General features: G+C 56.2%; 21 protein-coding genes and 3 tRNA genes. 11 read left to right on the top strand and 13 right to left on the bottom strand.

Annotated elements, in window-relative coordinates; genetic code table 11:
• Window positions 1-192 precede the first annotated feature (192 nt).
• Window positions 193-2,760 carry an ATP-dependent chaperone ClpB gene (gene clpB / locus PMYSY11_RS18485; RefSeq protein ID WP_150547677.1) on the top strand — a complete coding sequence of 856 codons (2,568 nt, stop codon included), beginning with the start codon at window positions 193-195 and terminating at the stop codon, window positions 2,758-2,760.
• Window positions 2,761-2,874: 114 nt separating this feature from the next.
• Here the strand turns inward: clpB and PMYSY11_RS18480 are convergent, their stop codons facing one another.
• Complete coding sequence (locus tag PMYSY11_RS18480) at window positions 2,875-3,207, bottom strand: PilZ domain-containing protein (RefSeq protein ID WP_069898100.1); 333 nt, start codon at window positions 3,205-3,207, stop codon at window positions 2,875-2,877.
• 9 nt (window positions 3,208-3,216) lie between these two features.
• A complete protein-coding gene (locus PMYSY11_RS18475) occupies window positions 3,217-5,589 on the bottom strand; it encodes a DUF1631 domain-containing protein (RefSeq protein ID WP_150547676.1) in 2,373 nt (790 codons plus the stop codon).
• A gap of 211 nt (window positions 5,590-5,800) precedes the next feature.
• Between PMYSY11_RS18475 and PMYSY11_RS18470 the strand changes: the two genes are divergently transcribed.
• The 3 genes from PMYSY11_RS18470 to PMYSY11_RS18460 all read left to right on the top strand — a co-directional run bounded on the left by PMYSY11_RS18470 (window position 5,801) and on the right by PMYSY11_RS18460 (window position 6,045).
• A tRNA-Asn gene (locus PMYSY11_RS18470) sits at window positions 5,801-5,876 on the top strand.
• A gap of 12 nt (window positions 5,877-5,888) precedes the next feature.
• Window positions 5,889-5,965 (top strand) — tRNA-Pro (locus PMYSY11_RS18465).
• 4 nt (window positions 5,966-5,969) lie between these two features.
• Window positions 5,970-6,045, top strand: a tRNA-Lys gene (locus tag PMYSY11_RS18460).
• 191 nt (window positions 6,046-6,236) lie between these two features.
• Here the strand turns inward: PMYSY11_RS18460 and PMYSY11_RS18455 are convergent.
• From PMYSY11_RS18455 to PMYSY11_RS18440, 4 genes are all read right to left on the bottom strand, one after another.
• Window positions 6,237-7,556, bottom strand: a complete 1,320-nt coding sequence (locus PMYSY11_RS18455; RefSeq protein ID WP_069898098.1) for an NAD(P)/FAD-dependent oxidoreductase — start codon at window positions 7,554-7,556, stop codon at window positions 6,237-6,239.
• Between the two features lie 63 nt (window positions 7,557-7,619).
• A complete protein-coding gene (locus tag PMYSY11_RS18450; protein ID WP_069898097.1) occupies window positions 7,620-7,793 on the bottom strand; it encodes a DUF3094 family protein in 174 nt (57 codons plus the stop codon).
• A 79-nt stretch (window positions 7,794-7,872) separates the two neighbouring features.
• Entirely contained in the window at window positions 7,873-8,367 is a 495-nt protein-coding gene (locus PMYSY11_RS18445; RefSeq protein ID WP_150547675.1) for an MOSC domain-containing protein, read from the bottom strand.
• Window positions 8,368-8,433: 66 nt separating this feature from the next.
• On the bottom strand, window positions 8,434-9,063 hold the full coding sequence (locus PMYSY11_RS18440) for a DUF1780 domain-containing protein (protein WP_069898095.1): 630 nt from the start codon (window positions 9,061-9,063) through the stop codon (window positions 8,434-8,436).
• 122 nt (window positions 9,064-9,185) lie between these two features.
• Here PMYSY11_RS18440 and PMYSY11_RS18435 point away from each other — a divergent pair, with 122 nt between their 5' ends.
• Complete coding sequence (locus PMYSY11_RS18435) at window positions 9,186-9,863, top strand: energy-coupling factor ABC transporter permease (protein ID WP_150547674.1); 678 nt, start codon at window positions 9,186-9,188, stop codon at window positions 9,861-9,863.
• 863 nt (window positions 9,864-10,726) lie between these two features.
• On the opposite strand, the gene yacG is transcribed toward PMYSY11_RS18435, so the two are convergent.
• The 5 genes from yacG to pilB form a co-directional block, all read right to left on the bottom strand.
• Window positions 10,727-10,933 carry a DNA gyrase inhibitor YacG gene (gene yacG / locus PMYSY11_RS18430; protein ID WP_069898093.1) on the bottom strand — a complete coding sequence of 69 codons (207 nt, stop codon included), beginning with the start codon at window positions 10,931-10,933 and terminating at the stop codon, window positions 10,727-10,729.
• Window positions 10,930-11,538: a dephospho-CoA kinase gene (gene coaE / locus PMYSY11_RS18425; RefSeq protein WP_069898092.1), complete on the bottom strand. Its 609-nt coding sequence runs from the start codon at window positions 11,536-11,538 to the stop codon at window positions 10,930-10,932. Before coaE ends, yacG begins: the two co-directional genes overlap by 4 nt.
• Before the next feature lie 281 nt (window positions 11,539-11,819).
• Entirely contained in the window at window positions 11,820-12,695 is an 876-nt protein-coding gene (locus PMYSY11_RS18420; protein WP_150547673.1) for a prepilin peptidase, read from the bottom strand.
• 3 nt (window positions 12,696-12,698) lie between these two features.
• Complete coding sequence (locus PMYSY11_RS18415; RefSeq protein ID WP_150547672.1) at window positions 12,699-13,916, bottom strand: type II secretion system F family protein; 1,218 nt, start codon at window positions 13,914-13,916, stop codon at window positions 12,699-12,701.
• A 2-nt stretch (window positions 13,917-13,918) separates the two neighbouring features.
• Window positions 13,919-15,622 (bottom strand): type IV-A pilus assembly ATPase PilB, encoded by a 1,704-nt coding sequence (pilB, locus tag PMYSY11_RS18410; protein WP_150547671.1) that lies wholly within the window; start codon window positions 15,620-15,622, stop codon window positions 13,919-13,921.
• A gap of 220 nt (window positions 15,623-15,842) precedes the next feature.
• Between pilB and PMYSY11_RS18405 the strand changes: the two genes are divergently transcribed.
• Together PMYSY11_RS18405 and PMYSY11_RS18400 are read left to right on the top strand one after the other, a co-directional pair.
• The gene (locus PMYSY11_RS18405; RefSeq protein ID WP_150547670.1) at window positions 15,843-16,286 is read left to right on the top strand and encodes a pilin; all 444 of its coding nucleotides are present in this window, start codon (window positions 15,843-15,845) and stop codon (window positions 16,284-16,286) included.
• A 357-nt stretch (window positions 16,287-16,643) separates the two neighbouring features.
• A complete protein-coding gene (locus PMYSY11_RS18400) occupies window positions 16,644-17,096 on the top strand; it encodes a pilin (protein WP_150547669.1) in 453 nt (150 codons plus the stop codon).
• Window positions 17,097-17,183: 87 nt separating this feature from the next.
• Here the strand turns inward: PMYSY11_RS18400 and nadC are convergent, their stop codons facing one another.
• Window positions 17,184-18,032 carry a carboxylating nicotinate-nucleotide diphosphorylase gene (gene nadC, locus PMYSY11_RS18395; protein ID WP_150547668.1) on the bottom strand — a complete coding sequence of 283 codons (849 nt, stop codon included), beginning with the start codon at window positions 18,030-18,032 and terminating at the stop codon, window positions 17,184-17,186.
• 299 nt (window positions 18,033-18,331) lie between these two features.
• Here nadC and PMYSY11_RS18390 point away from each other — a divergent pair, with 299 nt between their 5' ends.
• The 4 genes from PMYSY11_RS18390 to PMYSY11_RS22190 all read left to right on the top strand — a co-directional run bounded on the left by PMYSY11_RS18390 (window position 18,332) and on the right by PMYSY11_RS22190 (window position 24,791).
• Complete coding sequence (locus tag PMYSY11_RS18390; RefSeq protein ID WP_150547667.1) at window positions 18,332-20,728, top strand: DUF1631 domain-containing protein; 2,397 nt, start codon at window positions 18,332-18,334, stop codon at window positions 20,726-20,728.
• Between the two features lie 429 nt (window positions 20,729-21,157).
• The gene (ampD, locus tag PMYSY11_RS18385) at window positions 21,158-21,721 is read left to right on the top strand and encodes a 1,6-anhydro-N-acetylmuramyl-L-alanine amidase AmpD (protein ID WP_150547666.1); all 564 of its coding nucleotides are present in this window, start codon (window positions 21,158-21,160) and stop codon (window positions 21,719-21,721) included.
• Entirely contained in the window at window positions 21,718-22,554 is an 837-nt protein-coding gene (ampE, locus tag PMYSY11_RS18380) for a regulatory signaling modulator protein AmpE (RefSeq protein ID WP_150547665.1), read from the top strand. Before ampD ends, ampE begins: the two co-directional genes overlap by 4 nt.
• Window positions 22,555-22,760: 206 nt before the next feature.
• A complete protein-coding gene (locus PMYSY11_RS22190; RefSeq protein WP_150547664.1) occupies window positions 22,761-24,791 on the top strand; it encodes a methyl-accepting chemotaxis protein in 2,031 nt (676 codons plus the stop codon).
• Between the two features lie 18 nt (window positions 24,792-24,809).
• Here PMYSY11_RS22190 and cra read toward each other — a convergent pair whose 3' ends face one another.
• On the bottom strand, window positions 24,810-25,799 hold the full coding sequence (gene cra, locus PMYSY11_RS18370) for a catabolite repressor/activator (protein ID WP_150547663.1): 990 nt from the start codon (window positions 25,797-25,799) through the stop codon (window positions 24,810-24,812).
• Window positions 25,800-25,988: the final 189 nt, after the last annotated feature.

Genomic DNA, 25,988 nt, shown 5'->3' with positions numbered 1-25,988 from the left:
TTGCCACCTTGCGGGGCTATCCATCCTCCGTCTTATGGTTTGGTGTGGGGCGCGCGGCGTGGCTTTAATATCAAATCCTTCCTTCGTTGCTTGAATTTTGCACAATTGCCCCGATCTATTGTTCATCTCGGCAGGTTTTGTTTTTAGGTGCGGTTGTGTGCGCCGGCCTGCTTTTAAAGGAAGGGTGACGTTATGCGAATAGACCGTTTAACCAGTAAATTGCAGCTTGCCTTGTCCGACGCCCAATCGATGGCTGTCGGCCTCGACCATGCTGCTATCGAACCGTTGCACCTGATGCAGGCTTTGCTGGATCAGCAAGGCGGTAGCATCAAACCGCTGCTGATGCAGGTCGGTTTTGATGTGAACAGCCTGCGCAACGCATTGACCAAAGAACTTGATCAGCTCGGCAAGATTCAGAGCCCGACGGGCGATGTGAACTTGTCGCAGGATCTCGCGCGCCTGCTTAATCAGGCTGATCGCCTGTCGCAGCAGAAAGGTGATCAGTTTATCTCCAGCGAGCTGGTGCTGCTGGCCGCGCTGGACGATAAAACTCGACTCGGAAAATTGTTGCTCGGCCAGGGTGTCAGTAAGAAAGCCCTGGAAAACGCCGTGAACAACTTGCGTGGCGGCGATGCGGTGAATGATCCCAACGTCGAAGAGTCGCGTCAGGCGTTGGACAAATACACCATCGACATGACCAAGCTCGCCGAAGAGGGCAAGCTTGATCCGGTGATTGGTCGCGACGATGAAATTCGTCGCACCATTCAGGTGTTGCAGCGCCGCACCAAGAACAACCCCGTGCTTATTGGTGAGCCCGGTGTCGGTAAAACCGCCATCGTTGAAGGCCTTGCCCAGCGCATTATCAATGGCGAAGTGCCGGACGGCCTTAAAGGCAAGCGCCTGCTCTCGCTGGATATGGGGGCGCTGATTGCGGGTGCCAAGTTCCGTGGTGAGTTCGAGGAGCGCCTCAAGGCGGTACTCAACGAGCTTTCCAAGCAGGAAGGCCAGATCATCCTGTTTATCGACGAGCTGCACACCATGGTCGGCGCCGGTAAAGGCGAGGGCGCGATGGACGCGGGCAACATGCTCAAGCCTTCATTGGCGCGGGGTGAGTTGCATTGCGTGGGCGCAACCACGCTTGACGAATATCGCCAGTACATCGAGAAGGACGCTGCGCTGGAGCGGCGTTTCCAGAAGGTATTGGTCGATGAGCCAAGCGAGGAAGACACCATCGCGATTCTGCGTGGCCTTAAAGAGCGCTATGAAGTGCACCACCGGGTTGCGATCAGCGACAGCGCGATCATCGCGGCGGCCAAACTCAGCCATCGCTACATCACCGATCGGCAACTGCCGGACAAGGCAATCGACCTGATCGACGAGGCGGCGAGCCGTATCCGCATGGAAATCGACTCCAAGCCAGAAGTGCTTGATCGCATGGAGCGGCGCTTGATTCAACTCAAGGTTGAGCGTGAGGCGCTCAAGCGCGAGGAAGACGATGCAGCCTTGAAGCGTCTGGAAAAGCTCAAGGATGAAATCGGTCGTCTGGAGCGCGAATACGCCGATCTGGAAGATATCTGGAAGTCGGAGAAAGCCGAGGTCCATGGCTCTGCGCAGATCCAGCAGAAGATTGAGCAAGCCCGTCAGGAGCTTGAGGTTGCCCGGCGCAAGGGCGAGCTTGAGCAGATGGCGCGCCTGCAGTACAGCATTATCCCGGATCTTGAGCGCAGCCTTGAGATGGTCGATCAGCACGGCAAGACCGAGAATCAACTGCTGCGCAGCAAGGTGACCGAGGAAGAAATTGCCGAGGTGGTCTCCAAATGGACCGGCATTCCCGTGTCGAAAATGCTCGAAGGCGAGCGCGACAAGCTGCTGAAAATGGAGACGCTGCTGCACGAGCGGGTAATTGGTCAGGATGAGGCCGTGGTGGCCGTATCCAATGCCGTACGCCGTTCGCGTGCCGGGCTTTCTGATCCGGATCGGCCAAGTGGCTCGTTCCTGTTTCTCGGGCCTACCGGTGTGGGTAAAACCGAGCTGTGCAAGGCGCTGGCCGAGTTCCTCTTTGATACCGAAGAGGCTTTGGTGCGTATCGATATGTCCGAGTTCATGGAGAAACACTCCGTGGCCCGTTTGATCGGTGCACCGCCTGGCTATGTGGGTTACGAGGAAGGCGGTTATCTGACCGAAGCGGTGCGGCGTAAGCCATACTCGGTGGTGCTGCTGGATGAGGTTGAAAAAGCCCATCCGGACGTCTTCAACATCTTGCTGCAAGTGCTGGAAGATGGCCGGCTAACCGACAGCCACGGGCGCACAGTGGATTTCCGTAATGTGGTGGTGGTGATGACCTCCAACCTGGGCTCGGCGCAGATTCAGGAGTTGGTGGGTGATCGCGAAGCGCAGCGTGCGGCCGTGATGGACGCCGTGAGTACACACTTCCGGCCGGAGTTCATTAACCGGATCGACGAGGTTGTGATTTTCGAGCCCCTGGCCCATGAGCAGATCGCAGGCATTGCGCAGATTCAGTTGGAGCGCCTGCGTGGTCGTCTGGCTGAGCGTGAGCTGACGCTTGAGCTGAGTGATGAGGCGCTGGAGAAGTTGATCGCCATTGGTTACGACCCGGTATACGGGGCGCGGCCACTAAAACGTGCGATTCAACGCTGGATCGAGAACCCGCTGGCGCAGTTGATTCTGGCTGGCAAGTACCAGCCCGGCAGCCCGTTGATAGGCCGTGTCGAAGACGATGAAATCGTTTTTGCGCAGTAACCGGCTAGCGTGACATGAGCCCCGCCCAGTGCGGGGCTTTTTTTGCCTGCTTTTTGGCTTGCGCCTGACGTCAAAGGTGCTCGCCAAGCGTCTGGCTAAACATGCTCGGGCGTTTTAATGCAGCTTGAGCAGGGCTTGCAGGGTGGCCTCATGTTCCTCGGCCAGGTCGATAATGTGAAATCCTGCCCAGCCATGCTGGCCATCCGCGCCAGGACGGCTCCAGAGGCATTCTGCACCAAAGGTGATATCACTCAGGCCTTCGATGGTTTGCGCGCATTTAAGGCGCCCTGCGATGATGCTGTCTACGGCAATTTCAGTGTTGCAGAACAGCATGAAACCTTCGCTTGAAAGATCAACGACCCGCCCGAGGTATTCCTCGGAATGCAGGTCGTAAACTTCCAGTTGCAGCTCGGTGTTGTAGCGATTCTGCTGGCGACGCTCGTCCATGAAAACTCCTCAGGATGTCTCGGTGGTGCGGCCGCTAAAGCGCTGCATAATGCGGTAAATCGCGTTCAGGGCGCGATCCATGATCGGGCTGGCAGAGTCTGCCGGGATTATCCGCATCAGGCCTTTTTCGACCTCTTCGGCCAGTTCGCGCAGGGTTTTGATACTCACGCGCTGCCCGCTGTTATCCACAAACATGTAATTGCGGGTGGTGGGGCTGAACCATGAAAGTTTGAGGCGGCGCGACGGGGTGTTGGTCGTGCACTCGAACCATGTGCCGAACTCGATCAGTTCAAGTTCTTTGATCAGCGCCTTGATGCGTGGAGGGATTTCACTGTCCTCCGGTTTGGCGGCGGGTTGATCCTCGATCATTTTGCCCAATTGGCTTTCGAGTAAGCTCGGGTTGAGCTTCTCGGCCAGTTCCGGCTGGCGTGCCTGAACGGCATGTTGGCAGGTGACGATGTCCTGCAGCAGCCGGCGAATACCTTCTTCGTTGTATCCGCCCAGCAGGTTCAGGCCGTCGTGCAGTGATTCGAGTAAATGCACGCGCACTTCATGCAAGCGCTTGAGGCCCTGTGCTTCGAGTACGGTGCCGCTCCATGCCAGTTGCTCGGCGGCATTGCAGGCGCTTTGCCAGTCTTCGCTGTCCCGGCCGTGACGCAGGTAGATAAACACCAGAACATCGGTCCAGGTCAGCTTCAGGAAGTTGCGGATAATAGTGGGTGGTTCCCGGTCCGCAAGGCTGGCCGAGATCATTTCATTGGCAAACTCGCGGGCTTCGAGCAGCTTGTCGCGCCCCTTGATTGTCTCTACCGCGCGGCGTTCGCGCAGTTCTACCTTGCGCTTGAGGGTGTCGACGTAGGCGCTGAACTCTTCGGTCAATTCCCCAAATAGCGCCAGATCGCCGGTAAACCCGTTGATTACCTGTTCGACAACCTGCTGCATTTTACCCAGCAGGTCGCTGTCTTCACCTTCACAGCCATAAATCACCCCAGCCTGGGCCATGGTGTTGAGCAATTGACGGGCCGGGTGGCTGTGCTGGCTGAACAGCGCGCTGTCGAGCAGGGCGACCTTGAGGTACGGCGTATGCAAGTGCGAGAGCACGGTCTTGCAGGCGTTTGGCAGGTTTTCGTCATCAAGGATGAAATCGAACAGCATACCGACCAGATCAATGACGTTGGCTTGTTGCTCAGTCAGCTTGTGCTGTTCGGGCTCATCGCTATACGAAGACAGCTGCTGATGCAGGTCTGCCTTCAGCGCCTCTACAGGTTGCGGCGCCATCAGTCGCTTGGCAATGTCCTGCGCGGTGAGCTGCTGCATGCGGTTGAGGGCATCCAGTAACTCGCCTGCGCTGTAACTGCGTGTGGCGCCGGTCGGGGCAAAGTGGGCAATGCTGTGCGTGCCGCCGAGCAATGGATCATCGCGGTGTGAGCGGCGGTGTTCGGTCATCAAGCCGGCCAGACTGCTCAGCAGCACGTTGGGATCTGTCGGCGGAGTTGCGCTGAATGTGCCCGGAGTTTCAGGTACAGAGAAGCCCGAAGCGGTGCCGGGGTGCCCTGAACTGGGCGCGGCTTGCATGCCGGCAGGTGCGCCGGGCTGTGTTCCTTCGCCCGCATGCGCTGCTGGCGCGTGGCTACCGCCAGCGGGCCCGGTTGCGCCGGAACTTTTCGGTTTGCGGATGCTGTATTTAAGGTTCGGCAGAATCCCACCGTCTATAAGGAGCTGATTGACTGCCTGATAAGTGAGGTCGAGGCCGCTCATGACATGGCGATCGAACTGCTTATAAAGCACCACCTTTATCTGGATTTGCAGATCGTGGGGTTTCAGGGCCAGCTGAAAAGCCTCTGCGATCAAGCGCGGGCCGAGCGGATTGAGTTCTGTATCCGGCCTGACGCCACGGTTAAGCAACGCCAGGCGCTGCTCAAGTGCATATAGATGAGGGGCGCTTGCTGTGCTGACCCGGTTGACCATGTTGGTGATGTGCATGTTCTCTTCATACACATCAGGTTCAATCAGTGTGAGCGGTTGCTCTTCACTCGGGCTTTGCGCGCCGGGTGCTTTGATCCGTGCTTTGGCTTCAAAGAATTCGGTGAAGTTGTGGGAGATTTTCTGGTGGTAGTCATGCTCGATCTTTTTGCGCAGATCACGGATTCGCGATCTGGCGTCATAAAAGAGGGCTTGAGCATTAGGGGTGTGCTGAGCAGATGAAGCTTCGAGCAATGCGCTATCGGCCCAGTTGAATACCTCGGTAAGGTTTTCAGCCAGGTTGTTCATTAATAGCTTGCGGCAGCTGAGGGCCAATTCGCCTAGGCGTGGCTGTATTCCTCGGCGAGCAAGCGTCGGCTCATTTGCTTTTGGGCCCTTGGGGATTTCCTTGTCTGTCATTGTTGTCCTGGCCTGCAGCGATGAGTTCCTGCGGTGTCCGCGGGTGTTGTTTTCAGTGAAGATATAGCAGTGAAGCACTTATCTGCAAAGTATTGTCATAAAAGCAAAATAGGGTGTTGACAGGTAGTAAATAATCCGTAAAATGGCGCGCCTCAGATGAGGGAAAGCGCGAAAGCAAAAGCCCAAAACTGAGAACTTTGAAGGTGATAGTTCCGCGATAGCTCAGTTGGTAGAGCAAGTGACTGTTAATCACTGGGTCCCTGGTTCGAGTCCAGGTCGTGGAGCCAAATCTTCAATATCGGGGTATAGCGCAGTCCGGTAGCGCGCCTGCTTTGGGAGCAGGATGTCGGGAGTTCGAATCCCCCTACCCCGACCAATTTGGGTCGTTAGCTCAGTTGGTAGAGCAGTTGGCTTTTAACCAATTGGTCGTAGGTTCGAATCCTACACGACCCACCATTTTCGCTCTTGCTGTTCAAGAGTCGAATCTTAGGGAGCGATAACACGATTATCGCAACCGGTTAAAGAAAGCGCCTTAGGGCGCTTTTTTTATGCCTGCGATTTGTGTTGCAGGCCGCCATCCGCGTGCAAAAGGCTTTGATACTGGCAGGCCATACGCCGTTAAGCGCATGGCCTGCCGTGTTCTTCTGTCAGTGTAGCTTGAGTCGCGGCTCTGTGCTGCGGCCGATCAGGTCGCTGAGCATCAGCAGGGCGGTGCGCGTTACGCCGTATAGCGCCATCTGGTGCATCCGATACAGCGAGATGTAGAACATGCGCGCCAGCCAGCCTTCCAGCATGACGCTGCCGGTCAGATTGCCCATGAGATTGCCGACAGCCGAAAAACTTGCCAGCGAAATCAGCGAGCCGTAATCGCGATAACGATATTCCGGCAATGCCTGGCCTGCATCCTCAATGCGCAGCTTCAAACTCTTGGCTAATAATGACGCTTGTTGGTGTGCTGCCTGGGCGCGGGGCGGCACATTAGCGCCGACAGTACCAGGCTCAGTGCCGGGTTGCGGGCACGCGGCGCAATCGCCAAAGGCAAAAATATTTTCATCGCGCGTGGTTTGCAGGGTAGGGCGCACAACCAGTTGATTGATCCGGTTGGTTTCCAGGCCGGCAATGTCCTTGAGAAAGTCAGGAGCGCGAATGCCGGCCGCCCAGACTTTAAGCGAGGCGGTGATAGTGTTGCCGTCCTTGGTTTTCAGCGCATCGGCGGTGACTTCGCTGACTGCGGAATTGGTCAGTACGGTCACGCCGAGCTTTTCCAGCGTTTCATGCACCGGCTGGCCAATGCGTTCGGGCAGCGCCGGTAATACGCGCGGGCCTGCTTCAATCAAGGTAATGCGCATGTTTTCCGGGCGAATCCGGTCAAGGCCATAGGCCGATAGCTCATGCGCCGCGTGGTGCAGCTCGGCAGCCAGCTCAACGCCGGTTGCGCCTGCGCCAACAATCGCCACACAAATCTGTTCAGTGGTTACGTCCTGATTGGCGTGCGCGCGCAGGTAATGGCTGAGCAGCTGGCGATGGAAACGCTCGGCCTGCTCGCGGGTATCCAGAAACAGGCAGTTTTCAGCCGCGCCGGGGGTGCCAAAGTCGTTGGTGGTGCTGCCGACGGAAATTACCAGGCTGTCGTAACTGAGTTCGCGCTGGGGTACCAGAACCGCGCCGTTTTCATCCAGCGTGGCCGTCAGCGTGATGGTTTTGCTTTCGCGGTCCAGCGCGCTCATACGGCCGAGCTGGAACTGGAAATGGTTCCATTTGGCCTGCGCGACATAATTCAATTCATCTTCCGATGAGTTGAGCGAGCCAGCTGCCACTTCATGCAGAAGCGGTTTCCAGATATGCGTGAGGTTGCTGTCGACGAGGGTGATCTGCGCCTTGCCGCGTTTGCCCAGTTTTCTACCCAGGCGGGTAGCAAGCTCCAGGCCGCCGGCGCCGCCGCCAACGATCACTATTCGATGGGTCATTTAGAGTTCTCATAATGTTTTGAATAAAACAGGCAGAGATCGCGTGGGCGAGCGCAAGGCAGCTCATAGCACCAGTTGACCTAAAAGACGGCTGAGAATGCCGAGGGCGATGGTGATCGAGACAAGAATCAGTACCAGCCGCCAGCCACGAAACGGCTTGCGTTCAACTTGGTGCTGCGGCGCGCTGAGGTATTGATCAACACGCTTTTGGTCTTCGGGGCTCAATCTACTCGACATGTGCACCTCTTGGCAGTGGGCGAATGAGCACGGAGTGCATCTACGCCCTTCTCTTATAGGGGTATTCTAGCTGTGTGCTTCATAGCGGCTCAACGATCAGTTTGGCATCCAGGCGAATAACCCCGCCTTGCAGCACGCGAGCGGTAATGCCGCCGTGCCCGCGCATGGCTTGAAAGGTCCCGAGCCCGAGGTTCTGCTCAAGGCGCGCGCAGGGCTGACACCAGCCGGTGGTTTCGAAAATTGCCGAGCCAATACGAAAGCGCCGGCCTTTGAGGCTGAACAGATTGATACCGCTAATGGCTATGTTGCGGCGCAAATCGTGCGGGCGAATCGGGTTGTCTAGCGCGCGATCAAGCAGGGCGCTCACCACAGGCAGATGTTCCCACTGAATAAAAGTTACCTGGCGTGCATTGCGGGCGCTGGCACGGCTGTGGTCGCCGGTAAGGCCGGCATCAAGCCTGGCTTCTACTGCGTCCAGCTCAATCATCGGTGCGCGCGAGGCTGGGCGCACGCCAATCCAGCGCACACGGCCTTGTTGCGGCACAGCCGCGAGTAATTCTTGTAAAGGGCTCATTGCACTCCAGCGTAGCGCAGAACAAAGGGATCTAGTGTTTTACAGGGCGGCATTCTCAGCATGCGCTCACAGGCCGACGCCTGCATCAAACAATACTGTGCGACCACAGTTGCTGCGCAGAAAGTCTGGGGCATCGGAGTGGGCGAATAACACCCGGGCAAACGTTGGGCCTACCAAAGACAGCGAACGCCAGCCTTGGCGCAGGTATTCGGTGGGCGGTGGGAAATGACTGTTGAAATCCGGCACTGCGCGTTTAAGGCTGACGAATGCCAGCAAGTCCAGCTCGCCCGGGTCCAGCCCGCGTTCTTTGTAATTATGCGATTTCTTGCGCAACGTCGGCGCAAGCCTGGCAACAAGCTCGGCGGCCGGTATGCGCCGGGGTTTGGCCTCACGCCGGACCAGTTGGCTCAGCGAGAACGCTGTGCGTCGACGCTCCAGCTCCGCGCGCCATTCGTCATTCAGGCGGCGGCCTTCATCAAGCACAAAAAACACCTCAAAATTGGCATCGCGAAATAAGGCGTCGGGCGGCTCGTGATCGGGCGGGCTGAATTCATCTTGCCGGTAGCGAATATTCAAGGCCTGTAATAACCGCTGGCACACCCAGACTTCACGTTCCCATTTGCGTGAGTTGGATAAAAAGTCGCTGGCTTGCTCGGCTTGTTGCGTGAGCAGGCGTAAGTACTCTGCATCGTCCATGACAGCAGCTTAAGTTCTTGCACCGGGCGCGTCGAGTGGCTGTATCGGCAAACAGTAGCAACTGTCGGGATTTTACCGTCGGGAGTAGACTGCCAGTAGAGTTGGGTTGGGTGGAGTGGGTGATGATTGCTGCAGAGCTGCTTTCAACGACGAGCCAGGTAACCGGCTGGGTGATTTATGCGCCCGCGTTACTGTGGGCGATCTGGCGAGCGCCCTGGTTGCAGCTGATCAGTGACACGCGCCGCCAGCACTTGTTGTTCGGTACCGCGTTTGCGGTTTTTTTACTGTGGCTGGTGCGCAGAGATTTCGACTCAGGCCTGTCGTATCACTTTTTAGGCATGACCGTTGTGACCTTGCTGCTGGATTGGCCGCTGGCAATGCTGGTTGGCTTTGCGGCGCAATTGGGCATGCTGGCATTAGGGCGGCAGGACTTACCGGCGCAGGGCATGAATGGCCTGTTGTTGGTGTTGGTGCCCGTGCTCGTTACCGAACTCTGCGCGCTGCGCGTAGAGCGGGCGCAGCCGAAAAACCTGTTCGTTTACATCTTCTTCTGCGGTTTCTTTCCCGCGGCTTTGGGTACGCTGCTGAGCATTCTGCTCGGGCTTGGCGTGCTGTGGGTGGATGGCCTGTTCCCAATGCCGCCTTGGCTTGAAGACTTTATCGGCTACCTGTGGCTGGTGATATTCCCCGAGGCCTTTATTAACGGCATGTTGGTGACGGGGCTGGTGGTGTTCTACCCCGATTGGCTGGAAACCTTCAACCGAAGCCGATATCTCTCGGCCCCCTGGAACGAACCTTGAGTTGGGTGCACTGAAAGCTACTACGCTCCCGTCGCCCAAATCCCACGCCCACACGCAAACCAAAAGCCAGACCGCGAACGACCAAGACATCGCAATGACGGATCAGCCTACGGTTGATCCATCCTCCACGGAAGATTTCGACAAAACCGAAAGATGGAGGATGGATAGCCCCGCAAGGAGGCAATCCGTCATGGCGACCGCGTCGCCCAAATACCTCGATCCACACGCAAACCAAAATCCAAACCGCGCACGACCAAGATATCGCAATGACGGATCAGCCTGCGGTTGATCCATCCCCCACGGAAGATTTCGACAAAACCGAAAGATGGAGGATGGATAGCCCCGCAAGGAGGCAATCCGTCAAGGCGACCCCGTTGCCCAAATACGCCAATCAACACGCGAATCAAAAACCAGACCGCGCAAGACCAAGACACCGCAATGACGGATTAACCTGCGGTTGATCCATCCTCCGCAGGAGTTTGCAACAAAACCAGAAGACGGAGGATGGATCGCCCCGCAAGGAGGCAATCCGTCAAGGCGACACCGTCGCCCAAAGTCGCCGATCCACACGCAAACCAAAAGCCAAGCCGCGCACGACCAAGACACCGCAATGACGGATTAACCTGCGGTTGATCCATCCTCCACGGAAGATTTCGACAAAACCGAAATATGGAGAATGGATAGCCCCGTAAGGAGGCAATCCGTCAAGGCGACCCCGTCGCCCAAAGTCGCCTACCTACACGCGAATCAAACGCCAAACCGCGCACGACCAAGATATCGCAATGACGGATTAACCTGCGGTTGATCCATCCTCCACGGGAGATTTCTACAAAAGAGCTTGGGGTGCTTTTTGGGGGCTTGGCTTAGTGTTGGCGGGGTGTTGGGGTCAGGTTTTCGGAGAACAGGTCGTCTTCCAGCTCGTTGCCGGGGATGGCGTGCTGTTCAGATGCCCAGGCGCCGAGGTCGATCAGTTTGCAGCGCTCTGAACAGAACGGCCGGCTTGGGCTTTGTGGGCCCCATTCAACGGGAGCTTCGCAGGTTGGGCATGCGACGAGAGTTGGGCTGCTCATGGCTGGCCTCCTTTAAGGGTCAAATAAAAATTATGCAGGCGTGCGACTTCATCACGCAGCCACGCCAAATCGCGGTCATTCACCAATACGTCATCGGCGTATTTCAGACGTGCCTCGCGGCTGGCCTGCGCATCGAGAATGGCCTGCACTTGTGCGGCCGAGCTTTGATCGCGCTGCATGGTGCGCTCAATCTGCAAGTTCTCGCTGGCATCAACAACCAGAATGCGCTGAGTTAGTTTGCTTTGGCCGGACTCGACCAAAAGCGGCGAGACAAGAATCGCGTAGGGCGACTCGGCTTTGGCCAGATACTCCACAATCTCCTGGCCGATCAGCGGGTGCAGCAAGGCTTCGAGCCAGCGCCGTTGCTGGGCGTCCTTGAAGATCAGCTCACGCAATGCGGCGCGGTTGAGTTGGCCATCTGCCTGTAAAACACCAGCGCCAAAATGCTCAACAATTTTAGCCAGTGCCGGGCGTCCCGGCTCAACCACCCAGCGCGCAGCATGGTCGGCATCAATCAAATGCACGCCGTGCTCAATGAAGCACTGCGCCACTGCGCTCTTGCCGCTACCAATGCCGCCCGTAAGGCCAAGTATCCAGGGTTTCATGCGCTCGCAGCTCAAACAGATAACCAGCCCCGATTGTAAAGCAGCCCTCGGCTATTGGCGAACCCGCAGGTCAGTGGCAGGCCTGGCCAAAATGGCGAGGCGTAACGTTGCTTGCGGGTTACTGAGTGGATAAATAGGGAAATTGGAAGGTGCTGGAATTGTCAGAGGGACTTCGCCTGCTCGCCACGTATTGGGTGTTAGCGAGCGGTGAAGCAGGGTGGATGACGCTTGGTTCATCCACCCGACAGGTCATGCGCGACCCTTTGATGTATTGCTTTGCTTTATGCGCCGAAGCCGGCGAAGTGCAGGTAGGTCGAGGTGATTTGATCGCCCCAGATCAGCGCGATCCAGCCGGCGATTGCCAAATAGGGGCCGAACGGAATTGGTGTGCTGGTTTCGCTGTTTTGCAGGCGCAGCATGATCAAACCCAGCACCGCGCCTACCAATGACGAGAGCAATATTGTCAGCGGCAATATCTGCCAGCCACCCCACGCACCGAGCATGGCCAGCAACTTGAAGTCGCCGTAGCCCATGCCTTCCTTGCCCGTGATCAGCTTGAACAGCCAATACACCGACCAGAGGCTCAAATACCCCGCGACCGCACCCCATAGTGCAGAGTCCAGGTTGGTGAACAAGCCGAAGCTATTCACAATCAAACCGAGCCACAGCAGCGGCAATACCAGTGCATCCGGCAGTAGCTGGTGGTCTACATCAATCAGGCTCATTGCCAGCAAGCCCCAGCTCAATACGAGCATGGCGGCTGCTTGCCAGCCAAAACCAAAATGCCAGGCAATGAATGCTGAAAGCAGGCCGCAAGCTAGCTCCGCCAGCGGATAGCGCTTGCTGATGGGGGCTTTGCAGCTTGAGCATTTGCCGCGAAGAAACAGATAACTCACGATGGGAATATTTTCCCAGGGGCGAATTTCGTGCGCGCAAGAGGTGCAGGTCGAGTTCGGAAGAATCAGGTTGAAGGTTTTGCCTTTCGGCTGCTCGGGTAGTTCCAGCGCCTCGCGTGCCTGCATCTGCCAGTCGCGCTGCATCATGATCGGCAGCCGGTAAACCACCACGTTAATGAAGCTGCCAACCAACAAGCCAAGCAGCAAAATACACAAAGAAAAGGCCAGCAAATTGCTGGCCATAAAATCGATTATTGGCATGAGTTAGACGACTTGACCCAGTTGGAAGATCGGCAGGTACATGGCGATAACAAGGCCGCCAATCAGAACGCCCAGAACCGACATGATCAGCGGCTCCATCAGTGAGGTCAGGCCATCAACGGCATTATCTACTTCTTCTTCGTAGTAGCTAGCTACCTTGTCGAGCATTTCATCAAGCGAGCCAGACTCTTCGCCGATAGCGGTCATTTGAATTGCCATGCTCGGAAATACATCCGTTGAGCGCATGGAAAAGTTGAGCTGCATGCCTGATGAAACGTCCGCTTTGATCTTGTTGGTGGCGTTCTTGAATACGATGTTGCCTGTTGCGCCAGCTACGGAGTCCAGGGCATCAACCAGTGGTACACCTGCTGCGAATGTAGTTGCCAGCGTGCGGGCAAAACGTGCTATGGCGGATTTATAGATGATATCGCCAACGATCGGCATTTTAAGCGCTGTGCGATCAATCCAGTCGCGAAATTTCTCTGAGTGTTTGTGCAGGTTTTTGATGGCAAAAATGATTGCAAAAAGGCCTGCCAACATGGCGAGCCACCATTTTTGCACTACTTCGGATAGGGCAACCACCATCAACGTAAACGTGGGAAGGTCGGCGCCAAAACTCGAGAACACCGATTGGAACTGGGGTACAACTTTAATTAGCAAAATCGCCGAAACAATAAGTGCCACAACAATAACCGCAATCGGGTAGTTCATGGCCTTTTTGATTTTGGCTTTTAGAGCTTCAGTTTTTTCCTTGTAGGTAGCCACACGGTCTAGCAGTGTTTCCAAGGCCCCCGACTGTTCGCCAGAGTCTACAAGGTTGCAGTACAAGTCATCAAAATAGTCGGGTCTTTTACGCAGAGATGCTGCAAAGCTATTACCTGCCGCTACGTCCTGTTTCACTTCGTCGACTAGCTTGCGCATATTAGGGTTATCCAAACCCTCGCCGATGATATCGAATGATTGAAGCAGTGGCACACCGGCTTTCATCATGGTCGCCATCTGCCGGGTGAACAGAGCGATATCCATGGGTTTAATTTTTTTGCCAGCGCTAAAAATCGAAACCGACTTCTTGCGTACCTTGGTCGGATTGATGCCTTGCTTGCGCAGTTGCGCTTTGACCAGCGCCGGGTTGGTGCCTTTGAGCTCGCCCTTGACCCTGCTGCCTTTTTTATCTTTACCTTCCCAGGTGAATACACTGGTTTTAAGCGCTTTTTCCGCCATGGTTAATCCTTGGTCACCCGGTTGACTTCCTCGAGGCTGGTGACGCCTTGCATGGCTTTCACCAATGCCGAGGTGCGTAGGTCATTAAAACCGTCTTTGCGCATCTGCGCTGAAATCTCGATGGAGTTGCCTTCCTCCATGATAATCCGCTGCAGGGCCGTCGTGTTTTTAACCACTTCATATATTCCGACACGGCCTTTGTAGCCACCGTTGCAATTTTCGCAGCCAACCGGGCTGTAAATCTTGAAACTGCCGATCTTGTCGGCCGGGAAGCCCTCTTCCAGCAACGCCTCGCGCGGTACGTCTACCGCCTTCTTGCAGGTTTGGCAGAGTTTACGGGCCAGGCGCTGGGCAATAATCAGGTTCACCGAGGTGGCAATGTTGAATGAGGCTACGCCCATGTTGCGCATACGGGTCAGGGTTTCAGCCGCGCTGTTGGTGTGCAGAGTCGACATCACCATGTGGCCGGTTTGCGCAGCCTTGATCGCAATGGACGCCGTGTCCAGGTCGCGAATCTCACCGACCATGATGATATCCGGGTCTTGGCGCAAGAAGGCGCGCAACGCTTGGGTAAAGTCCATGCCCTGTTTCGGGTTGACGTTGACCTGATTGATGCCTTCGAGGTTGATCTCGACCGGGTCTTCCGCCGTGGAAATGTTCACATCCGGGGTGTTGAGGATGTTCAGGCCGGTATACAGCGAAACAGTTTTACCTGAACCGGTAGGGCCTGTAACTAGGATCATCCCTTGCGGCTGTTTGAGGGCTTCGAGGTACAGGGCTTTCTGGTCTTCTTCATAACCCAGCGCATCAATGCCCATCTGTGCACTCGTTGGGTCGAGAATACGCATTACGATCTTCTCGCCCCACAGCGTTGGCAGGGTGTTTACCCGGAAGTCGATGGATTTACTTTTCGATATGCGCATTTTAATGCGCCCGTCTTGCGGCTTGCGGCGCTCGGAAATATCCAATGCAGCCATTACCTTGAGGCGCGCAGAAATGCGTGGCGCCAGCTGAATCGGTGGGCGGGCCACTTCATGCAAAATACCGTCGGTGCGCAAACGCACACGGTAAATTTTCTCGTAGGGTTCAAAGTGCAAGTCGGATGAGCCGCCGCGAATTGCGTCTAGCAGCATCTTATTGACGAAGCGCACCACGGGGGCGTCATCATCCTGAGCGGAACCGTCAACAACCTGGTTTTCATCATCTACAGCGGCCGTATCGACATCATCAAAGTCAATATCAGCCATGTCATCGAGGCCGCCGGTAGCCGACTCGAAAAATTTGTCGAGAGCGTGGCCGAGCTTGTCATCCTCAACCAAGATCGCTTCGGTATTCAGTCCGGTGCTGAATTGAACATCGGTCACGGCTTGGTGGTTGGAAGGATCGGATACGGCGATAAACAGCTTGTTGCCGCGCCGCCATAGAGGCAGGGCGCGGTGCTGGCGCGCCAGTTTTTCGCTGATCAAATCTTTGGGGAGAGCTTCTTTATCGATGCTGTTGAGGTCGACAAAGGCAACGCCGAATTGCTCCATAGCCAGTTCGGCCATGTCCTTGCTTTTTACCAGTTTGCTTTGAACGACATAGGTAACAAGAGAAAGCTTGTTGCGCTGGGCCTGTTGCTGGGCATTGAGGGCGGCTTTTTCATCAAGCAACTCGGCAATGACCATTTGCTTGGCCAGTCCGGTGAGGGATACGCGATCGTTCATTACAGGCTCCATAACTATGTCTGCGTTATAGCGCAGTTCGCATGGCGTGCCAAACCTCAACGAAGTAAGTGACGAAATGCGTCACTAAATGCCTTGAAGTAAAACTTTAAATGCAGGGTTTCTTTGATATTTGCCCGCCTCAAGACTTTTGGTAGGTTGGCATGCTATGTGCTTTTGTGTTTTCAGGTCGTTGGACCTATCTATTATTAGGAGAGATTTTATGAAGGCTCAAAAAGGTTTTACCCTGATCGAGTTGATGATCGTAGTTGCGATCATCGGTATTTTGGCTGCAATCGCCCTGCCTGCTTACCAGGACTACACTGCACGCGCTCAGGTTTCTGAGGCGTTCGTAATGTCTGCAGGTCAGAAAACCACCATTTCTGAGTACGCTCAAACTAATGGCGCTTACCCTGGCGCAGCCACTACCCCTTCAGTTGGTGACTTGGCCGTTTCTGGCGAGTACGCCGATTCTGCTGTAACTGCTGATAGTGGCGTAATCACCATCACCATGAAGGCTGCGGGTATCGCTGCTGCCGGTGTTGCAGGTAAAACTATTACACTGACCCCACCAGTTCTGGCGAACGATCCAACTTCTTTTGAGTTTGCTTGCACCTCTGCAAACATGGATCAGAAGTATCTTCCAAAGACTTGCGCTGGTCAGTAATTGATCGCTGGGGTTTCTGTTAACAGAGGCGCTGCTATTTAAGCTATTCCTGCAGGCCTCACAGATAGTTACTCGCTGCAAATGTCAGAAGCCAACGCCTCGCTATATGCGGGGCGTTGCTTTGTCTGGGCTTTGGCGAGCCTCTGCTCAGTTCAGGTCAGATTGAGTTGCAGGTAACTTCGGTCGTTTTGGGGGAGTTAAAGGTGACGATTTATGTCACATAGCGACTCGTTGCAGGGCTTGAAATCGGTGCTTTGCCGCGTTATTGCCAGCAATTCCGGCCTGATGTGTGGCTGGCATGCAATGTGCTGAATGTTAGGTGGGCATGAGGCTCAACCATTGAACAGAAGGGAATCTATGAACACTCAAAAAGGTTTTACGTTAATCGAGCTGATGATCGTAGTTGCGATCATTGGTATTTTGGCCGCAATTGCATTGCCTGCGTATCAGGACTACACGGCTCGAGCTCAGGTTTCTGAGGCGTTTGTCATGACTGCCGGTCAAAAAACTACTCTCTCGGAATACGCCCAGACAAACGGGGCTTATCCAACTGGTTCGACCACGCCTTCAATAACTGACCTTGGTGTTTCAGGTAAGTATGCAGATGCAACAGTGGCAGCAACGTCGGGCGTCATTTCTATAACAATGAAAGCCGCCGGTGTAGCTGCTGCAGGCGTTGCGGGTAAGACGATCACGTTGACTCCGCCTCTTCTAAGTTCCGATCCTACGTCTTTCGAATTCAAGTGCGCATCTGGTGACATGCCAGCAAAATACTTGCCTAAAACTTGCGAGAGTACTGCTAGCGAGTAAGTCAGGTGTATGCACTTGCTCGGCGTTGGTAATCGCCCCTTCAGTGGGGCGTTTGCTTCTTGAGTTTATGAGGTTGATTTCTTACCCTCACAAACTCAACCTCATCGACAAATCCACCGCTTTCACATCCTTAGTCAGCGTACCAATCGAAACATAATCAACCCCAGTCTCGGCGATAGCGCGCAATGTGCTTTCATTTACACCGCCAGACGCTTCCAGTTTTGCCTTGCCTTGATTGATCTTCACCGCTTCGCGCATGTCATCGAGTGACAGCTCGTCGAGCATGACGATGTCGGCGCCGGCGGCGAGGGCTTCGCGCAATTCGTTCAGGCTTTCTACTTCAACTTCTACTGGTTTGCCCGGGGCGATCTGGTGCGCGGCTTTTACGGCGGCGTCGATGCTGCCGCAGGCGGCGATGTGGTTTTCTTTGATCAAGAAAGCGTCGAACAGGCCGATACGGTGGTTATGGCAGCCGCCACAGGTTACGGCGTATTTTTGCGCAAGGCGCAGGCCGGGCAGGGTTTTGCGGGTGTCGAGAATCTTGATCCCAGTGCCTTGCACGATGTCGGCGTAGTGTTGGCAGTGGGTGGCAACTGCTGACAGGGTTTGCAGGAAGTTCAGCGCGCTGCGCTCGCCGGTAAGCAATGCGCGCGCTGGGCCTTCCAGGTGGAACAGGGCTTGATTGGGGCTGACGCGATCACCGTCTGCGACTTGCCAGTGCACGGCCACGCGGTCGTCAAGTTGACGAAAAACCGCATCGACCCAGGCAGTGCCGCAGATGATGGCGTCGTCACGGCTGATAACGGTGGCGTGGGCCAAGCGTTCTGCTGGGATAAGTTGAGCTGTGATATCGCCGCTGCCGACGTCCTCAGACAGTGCGCGACGTACGTTGGCCTCGATTTCGGTGGTGAGGTCAGCAAGTGTGAGGTTGGGCATGGTCGGCTCCTGAGTCTGAGTGCGGCGATTATAGGGGTTGGTGCTTGTCCATGCAGCAGTTGTGCGTTCGCAAGTGTGTTTGTGTGGCAAAAGGCCACCTAATAAGCAGTTTTTCCCATGTGTGATCTGGGTCATAACTGTGATTAAGCGGCATATGGCTAATCCGTAAATGATCGTTATAGTGTATAAATACTGATCGAATATTGACGTCACGCTTTTGGCTTTTTGCCCGATTAGCGTGTAGATGAGGTTGCAAGGACAGCAGCTTTTAGGACTGTTGGGCTTGCAGGAGACCCGCAATGACGAGCGATGCCAACGTGGTTACGCTGAAAAAACAGCAACCCGAGCCATCCCAAGATGTACCGCAAACACGCCTTCCTAACGCCCTTATTGAGGTGCGGGAGCAAGCTGTGCTGCATGTGCGTCAGGCATTGCAAGAACTGTTCGATAACGCCGACGACTCGCTGTTCGCTATTGCTGACCGCGCCTCAAGCGACACCGAGCAGCAAGCCTTTTTCGAGGCCATGCGCGACTTACGCTTGAAGCGCAAAAACATCGAGCGTGCGCTGCTGCAGTCCATGCACGACTCCTTTGCTGGCCTCAATCAGCTGACGCCGGTAAAGATGCCCGAGATTGATTCGGTCAACTACGACAGCCTGTCACTGGTTCAAAACGACGAGCTTGAGCAGTCAGTTGCGATAGATGTGATGGTCGCCAAAGTGACCAATCGCGGCGGCCCGGCGCTGAGTCACTTAACCACGCGCATTAATGCGATGGTCAGTAAAAAAATTGATAACCGCACCAACCCGATGGGCCCTTACGCGCTGTGTGAAGGCTTTGTTGCGGCTAGCGCGATCCTTGGTGTCGAGATTCGCGTCAAACTGATTATCCTCAAGTTGTTCGAGCGCTATGTACTGGCGGATATCGACCAACTCTATGCAGAGGCCAATCGCCAATTGATCGCCGCTGGCGTGCTGCCCGAACTGAAATCGGTGCAGCCGCAACGCAAGCCGGTGCGCGCCTCATCTGCATCAAGTACTTCTGCATTGTCCGGTGACGGTGAACAAGCCGAGGGCGTCAGTTCCGGCTTTGCGGGCGAGAATGTGCAGGAAGTATTCAGCGTATTGCAGGGGCTTCTGTCGCAGGTCCGGGCTGTGCAGCCGGTCGCCCGAGCGGCGCAAACAGATGCGCAGCCGATCAGCTCCAATGATTTATTGCGCCTGCTCTCTTATATGCAGCAGCGTCAGCCCGACTCGGCTGAGCAGGGTGTCGACCTGCGCGGGCAACTCGATACCTTGCTCAGCCGCGCCAGCCAGAAAAGCGGCAAGAACCGCGTGGTGGGTGAGGTTGATGAGGATGTAATCAACCTGGTGTCGATGCTCTTCGAATTTATTCTCGATGACCGTACCTTGCCGGGGTCGCTCAAGGCGTTGATCGCGCGCCTACAAATTCCGATGCTCAAGGTCGCGGTGCTGGACAAGACGTTCTTCAGCCGTGGGAGTCATCCGGCGCGGCGCTTGCTCAATGAAATTGCATCGGCGGCGCTGGGTTGGGTGGAGCATGACAACGCCCGCCGTGACAGCCTGTACAAGAAAATCGAACAAGTTGTGCAGCGACTGCTGAACGAATTTGTTGATGATCCGCAGATTTTTGCCGAGCTGCTCGAAGACTTCATCGCCTTCAGTGACCATGAACGTCGCCGCAGCGAGCGGCTTGAACAGCGCATGCGTGACGCCGAAGAGGGCGCTGCGCGCGTTGAGGTTGCCCGCGGTCAGGTTGAAGAAGTGCTGAACCAGCGGCTGCTGGGCAAAACGCTGCCGCAGGTTGTCGTGCGTTTATTGCAGGAAGCCTGGAGCAAGCAATTGCAACTGATTTGCCTGCGCAGTGGCACCGAGTCTGCTGAATGGCAAGGCGCGCTGACGCTGATGGATGACTTGATCTGGAGCGTGCAACCGCACACCGAAGCGGGCACGCAAGCGCGGTTGATTAAAATGATTCCGACGCTGGTGAAAGCCATTCGTGAAGGCTTGGCCGACTCCGGAGTCGATCCGTTCTCCAGTGGCGAGTTACTGATTCAGCTTGAAGCCCTGCATATTCAAAGCATTCGCCGGGCAGAGAAAACCGTAGAGCGGGCCGCGCCAGCACAGGTGATTGCTTTTGAGCGGGCCACCACCGATACCGGTATTGCGTTGCTCGAAGTGCCGCCACCTGATGAGCCCGCCCCGGTTGAAGCTGAGGCTGAGCAGACGCAAGCCGAACCCGCGCCAGTGCTTGAAGCCGCGCCGCAAGTGGAGCCTGAGCCTGCGCCGATTCTTGAAGCGGTCGAGATGGTTGAGGTCGTCGAAGAAATCGTCTTGTCGGCGCCCGATGAGCCGATCAGCGAAGTGCCGCCGCCCAGCTTGCCAGACGACGATGAAAGCCTTCTGTGGGTGGATTCCTTGCGTGTAGGCAGTTGGTTTGAGCTGGTTGAAGATGACGAACACAAGGTTCGCTGCAAACTGGCCGCGATGATCAAGCCGACCGGCAAGTACATCTTCGTCAACCGCACCGGCATGAAAGTGCTGGAAAAGACCCGCATGGGGCTGGCGGTTGAATATCGCCGTCAGTCGATTCGCATGCTCGATGACGCCCTGTTATTCGACCGTGCGCTTGAGTCAGTAATCGGCAACCTGCGCCGCCTGAAAGACGTCTCCTAAAGCAAGCAAACCCGGCCAGACAGGCTCACATACGTTCGTATGCGAAAAATGCGAATGACGCGGAGGATGGATAGCGGCGCTCCCGCCGCAATCCGTCATTGCGATCTCCGCGAGGTTACTTATCCGTCGTGACGTTTTCCGCGAAGACTATTTATCCCTCATTGCGATTACGCACAAGATTACTCATCCATCATCGTGATTCCCGCCGACAATCTCTGATCGGTCTTAGCAATGCCCGCCGAGATTAACCAAACCGTCGCGATGTTTACCTCATCCGCCACACAATAACCCCAGCCCCGGCACTGATCACTCACCGTCGCCTGTTTGGCTTTTGCTTTGCGCTGCGCTGCTCTAGAGTAGGCCCATCACGCAGATTGCCCAATGTCAGTAAAACTGGCGCGGGTGCCATGGTCTGCTCAGGAGCCCACTATGCAGCTTGACCCCAGCAGTGGCTGGTGCGCCGGTATCGCGCATTGCCCCTCGGACAACTTCAACGAGCGCCCGCTTGGTGAAGTTTCTTTATTGATTATCCATAACATCAGCCTGCCGCCGGGCCAGTTTGGTACGGGCAAGGTGCAGGAGTTTTTTCAGAATCGACTGCAGGCGGATGAGCATCCGTACTTCGCGGACATCGCCAGCATGACGGTATCTGCGCACTTTTTGATCGAGCGCGATGGCGCCGTCACCCAATTTGTCTCCTGTAACGCGCGCGCCTGGCATGCCGGCGTTTCGTGTTTTATCGATCGCGAAAATTGTAATGATTTCTCGCTGGGCATCGAGCTTGAAGGCACCGATGATCTGCCCTTCACAGATGCGCAGTACCATAGCCTGATCGCGCTGACGCGCCAGTTGCAGCGTGAGTATCCGGCGATTACCCCAGAGCGTATTTGCGGCCACAGTGACATTGCGCCGGGCCGCAAGACTGATCCGGGGCCGGCGTTTGACTGGTCGCGCTTGCGTGCAGCACTGGCGATGAGTGAGGAGGATTCATGAGTTTTTTGGTGTTGTTGTTGGCTGTCTGGGTCGAGAAGTTTTCGGCGTGGCGCAGTGCCGTGCAACAGGACGGTTTGTGGCTCGGCTGGCTGCGCAAGGTGCAACAAAAGCCAGACTCCGCGGCTAACGCATGGCTGGCGATTGCTCTGCTGGTGGTGCTGCCGGTGGCCGTGCTTGGGGTTGCAATGAGCTATTTGCAGGCCGTGTTTTACGGCTGGTTATTGCTGCCGCTGCACCTGTTGGTGCTCATTTACAGCCTGGGGCGTGGGGATTTGCAGGCGGCGCTCGGGCCGTTCCGGGATAACTGGCGGCGTGGGGACAGCGAGGCGGCTTATCTGGTTGCGCAGCGCGATCTGGGGATTGATGCCAGTGCGCAAGACAGCTTGCTTAACAGCGTGCAGAACTATCTGATCTGGCAGGGTTTTCAGAGTTTCTTTGCGGTGATCTTCTGGTATGCGCTGCTCGGGCCGATGGCCGCATTGGCGTATCGCCTGATTGCGCTGTTGGCTGAACATGCCGAACAGCCGCTTTTGCAGGCGCGCGCCGAACAGTTGCGCCAGGCTGTGGACTGGTTGCCAGCGCGGGCCTTGGCCCTGAGTTTAGGGCTGGTTGGCAATTTTGTAGGCGTGAGTCGGGCGCTGCTGCATGAGCTGTTGAGCTGGGATATTCATGCCTCAATATTGCTCGGCCATGTAGCCCGTTCTGCCTGTGCCACGCCTGCGCCAGTGCTGGGCGAAGAGGGCGTTGAAACGCTCTACGAGCTTTGGCAATTACTGGTTCGCGCTGCCGTACTCTGGTACGCGGTGTTTGCGATTTTCACGCTATTTTTCTGATGTGTTCAGCGGCGGCCAGCACTGAAGCCGGTCGCCGCGCTCTACCGCGCTACTTTCAGCACCTGCATGCTGCCCGCCCGAGTACGCGTTGCCTGCCTTAAGTTACCAGCCCTCCTGCCGATATACGTTATACCGAACCCTGCTTCGTCGTCTGTTGGGCAGGCCTGTTCAGGCTAAACACAATAATTAGAAAGTGGAGAGCGCTTGTGAAGACCGTGTTGTATCCGGCCATCGCCCTGATGAACCGCCTGAGCTTCGGTATGAAGTTTGGTTTAATCAGCATTCTGTTTTTTCTGCCCATGCTGGTGACCAATTACTACCTGATGCGGGATGTGTATAACCAGTATCAGGCGACCCGCATTGCCCGTAGCAGTATCGAGGTGCTCAACACTGCGTTGCAGTTGCGGCAAAATCTCGAAAGCTACAGCGATCTGTTGCGGGTGGATGCCGAGCTGCGTTCCCGTGCAACCAACAATGAGCTGGCGCAGCGCATCAGCAGCACGCGCCAGACGATTGATGCGCAGCTTGTCAGCCTGCAACCTTTCGTCACTGAGCCCGAGCAGCAGCAAGAGTTTGTTGCCCAGCGCGATGCTCTGCAGGCCAGCCTGCAAGCGGTGGACGCCGAGCCATCGCTGCGCAGCAAAGTCGATCTGAGCCAGGCTGTGTTGGCCAAGACCGGCGTTCTCATCAAACTGATGACCAGTCAGGCGGGCTTGAGTCAGGATCGTGAACGCGCCGTGCTTCAACTCACCGAACTGCTGACCACCAGCATGCCGGCTGTTACGGCCGAGTTGGCGCAGGGCCGTTCATTGGGTTCTTCTGCGTTGATACTCGGCTTGCTCAACTCGGTCGACACCACTTCGTTCTCGAATTTGCTCGAGTCGATGGAGACGCTGGAAGGCGCTTATTCTGTCGATATCCAGCAAGCGCTGAGTATCAATCCGCAAGTGCGCAGCGCACTTGAGGCGCAAGCCGAATTAAGCCAAAAGTCGATCAGCGAAGGTGTCGCCCTGTTTGAAGACAGCGTGATTATTGCCGAATCGCTGGATACACCGTGGATGAGCTTTTATGACCAGACCAGCGAGCTGATCCAGCGCACTTACGCACTCAATGATGAGGTGCTGAAGTTCCTCGATCAGCGCCTGCAAGAGCGCCTGCAAGCCAGCCTTAACCGCATGCTGTTGATGGCCGTTGCCCTTGGCATAGTGCTGGTGCTGATTGTTTACCTCTACAGCGCGTTTTATGTCTCGATTCGCGGCAGCCTGAAAGCGCTGGGGCGGACGATGGATCAGGTCGCGGCCGGCGACATGACCGTGAGTTTTAAATCCTGGAGCAATGATGAAATTGCCGAGTTGGGCCAGGTATTCAATGGCGCAGTGGCGAAGATTCGCGAGCTGATCAAGCGCGTCGGTGAAACCGTGGTTGAGGTCGAGCGTCAGGCTGATCGGGTCGAAAGCGTGTCGGCGCAGAGCAATCAGGCCGTTGCCGGGCAGCGTAGCCAGATTGAACAGGTCGCCACCGCCATGAACCAGATGTCTGCTACCGCGCAAGAAGTGGCGCGCAGCGCAGCGGCCGCAGTGGGCAGCGCTCAGGGTGTGAATATGGAGACCGAGAGCGGCCGTGAACTGGTTGGCTCGCAGGTCAGCAGCATCCAGCGATTGGCAGCAGAGATTGACCAGTCGGTGAGCGTGATTAACCAGTTGGCCAGCGACAGCGCTTCGATCAGTCAGGTGCTGGATGTGATCAAAGGCATTGCCGAGCAGACCAACTTGCTGGCGCTTAACGCTGCGATTGAAGCGGCGCGGGCGGGCGAGCAGGGTCGTGGCTTTGCTGTGGTTGCCGATGAGGTGCGCAGCCTGGCCAAGCGTACGCAGCAGTCCACGGCTGAAATCGAAAACATGATCGACCGGCTGCAAAGTGGTGTCGCCGCAGCGGTCAAGACCATGGGCGTGAGTCACCAGATGGCCGACGGCACTGTCGGTGAGTCCGGTCAGGTGCAGCAGGCGCTGGAGAATATTCTGGCGGCGGTTGGCATGATCGTCGATCAGAACCAGCAAATTGCTGCCGCCGCCGAGCAGCAAACAGCGGTGGCGCATGATATCGACCAGAACATTGTCGAGATCAACAGCGCCGGGGAAACCACCGCGCAAGGGGCCGCGCACACCGAACAGGCCAGCCGCGAACTCAGCAGCCAGGTCTCGCAACTCAAGCAGCTGATCGGTGCCTTCCGGGTTTAAAGCGCAGTGCAGATGAGGCTATTGGCGAACCTTGAGGGTTCGCGCAATAGCCTCAATGCCAGGCGAATAGTGATTCTGTTCTATCGCCTGCAGCGCCCAATACAGCACTTTTTCGGCAATCTGCTGGTGCTGCTGAGCAATGGTGTTCACCCGCCACGGCAAGAAGTCGAGCAATTGGGTATCCCCAAACGTCGCCAGTTGCAGGTCTTGGCTCTGGCTAGGCGCCACGCTTTGCAACGCATCCAGCACGCCTTCGAGCAGAACATAGGCGGTGGTGACGATAGCGTCTGGCAGTCCTTGCTCGCTGTTTATCAGTCTGAGCATTTGCGCCTCGCCGCATGGGCGGCTGAATTGCTCGCCATTGACCACGCTGACTAACGCATCCGAGCCGGCCGCCGCCTGGCGGAAACCCAACTCCCGCGCCTGACTGATGGCCAGCTCTGCGCGCCCCCCAATCAGGGCGATATGCCGTGGCTTGCGTGCCAGCAAGGTGTGCGTTAGTTGCGCGCCTGCGTGCTGATCATCACTGACCACCGAGCGAATTGTGGCGGCATCCAGTGCGCGGTCAACCGCGATCACTGGCATGCCGGATTCAATCAGCTGCGCGAAAATCGGCTCATCCTGCGCCAGGCAACTGGCAACAATCAGTGCATCGCAGCGCCGCGAGCGAAACAGTTCGATCAACTGGCGTTCGCTTTGCGCGTTGTCGTCGGAGCTGGCAATCAGTAACTGGTAGCCCGCGGCTCTGGCGCCTTGTTCGAGCAGCTTGGCGATGCGCGCGTAACTGGGGTTTTCCAGATCGGGGAGGATAAAACCGAGGCACTTACTTTGGCCGCTGCGCAGCCCGGCGGCTTGCGGGTCGGGGCGGTAATCGTATTGCGCAACGACCGCGAGAACGCGCTCAACGGTCGCCGCGGCAATCCGCCGTTTAGCGGCCTGACCGTTGATAACGTAGCTTGCAGTGGTGACGGAAACCTCGGCCAGGCGAGCGATATCGGCAAGTTTCAAGGGGCTGTTCCTGAACGTTGATGACAGGATTATGACTCAGGTGCTTTCAAGAATTGAGCATTTTCGGGTAATGTTCCACATTTAGCTGAAACGATTCAGCAAAATTTCAGGCTGACTATCCTTGCTACATGCATCGAGCGACGCAGCCTACACGCTGGTGGCGCTCGCGTGCCCGTTCCCCGAGGAGCC

It is taken from the genome of Pseudomonas marincola (genome assembly GCF_900682675.2).
Classification (GTDB): domain Bacteria; phylum Pseudomonadota; class Gammaproteobacteria; order Pseudomonadales; family Pseudomonadaceae; genus Aquipseudomonas; species Aquipseudomonas marincola.
The sequence above is the reverse complement of the archived record's forward strand: the minus strand, read 5'-3'. Positions and strand labels throughout refer to the sequence as shown.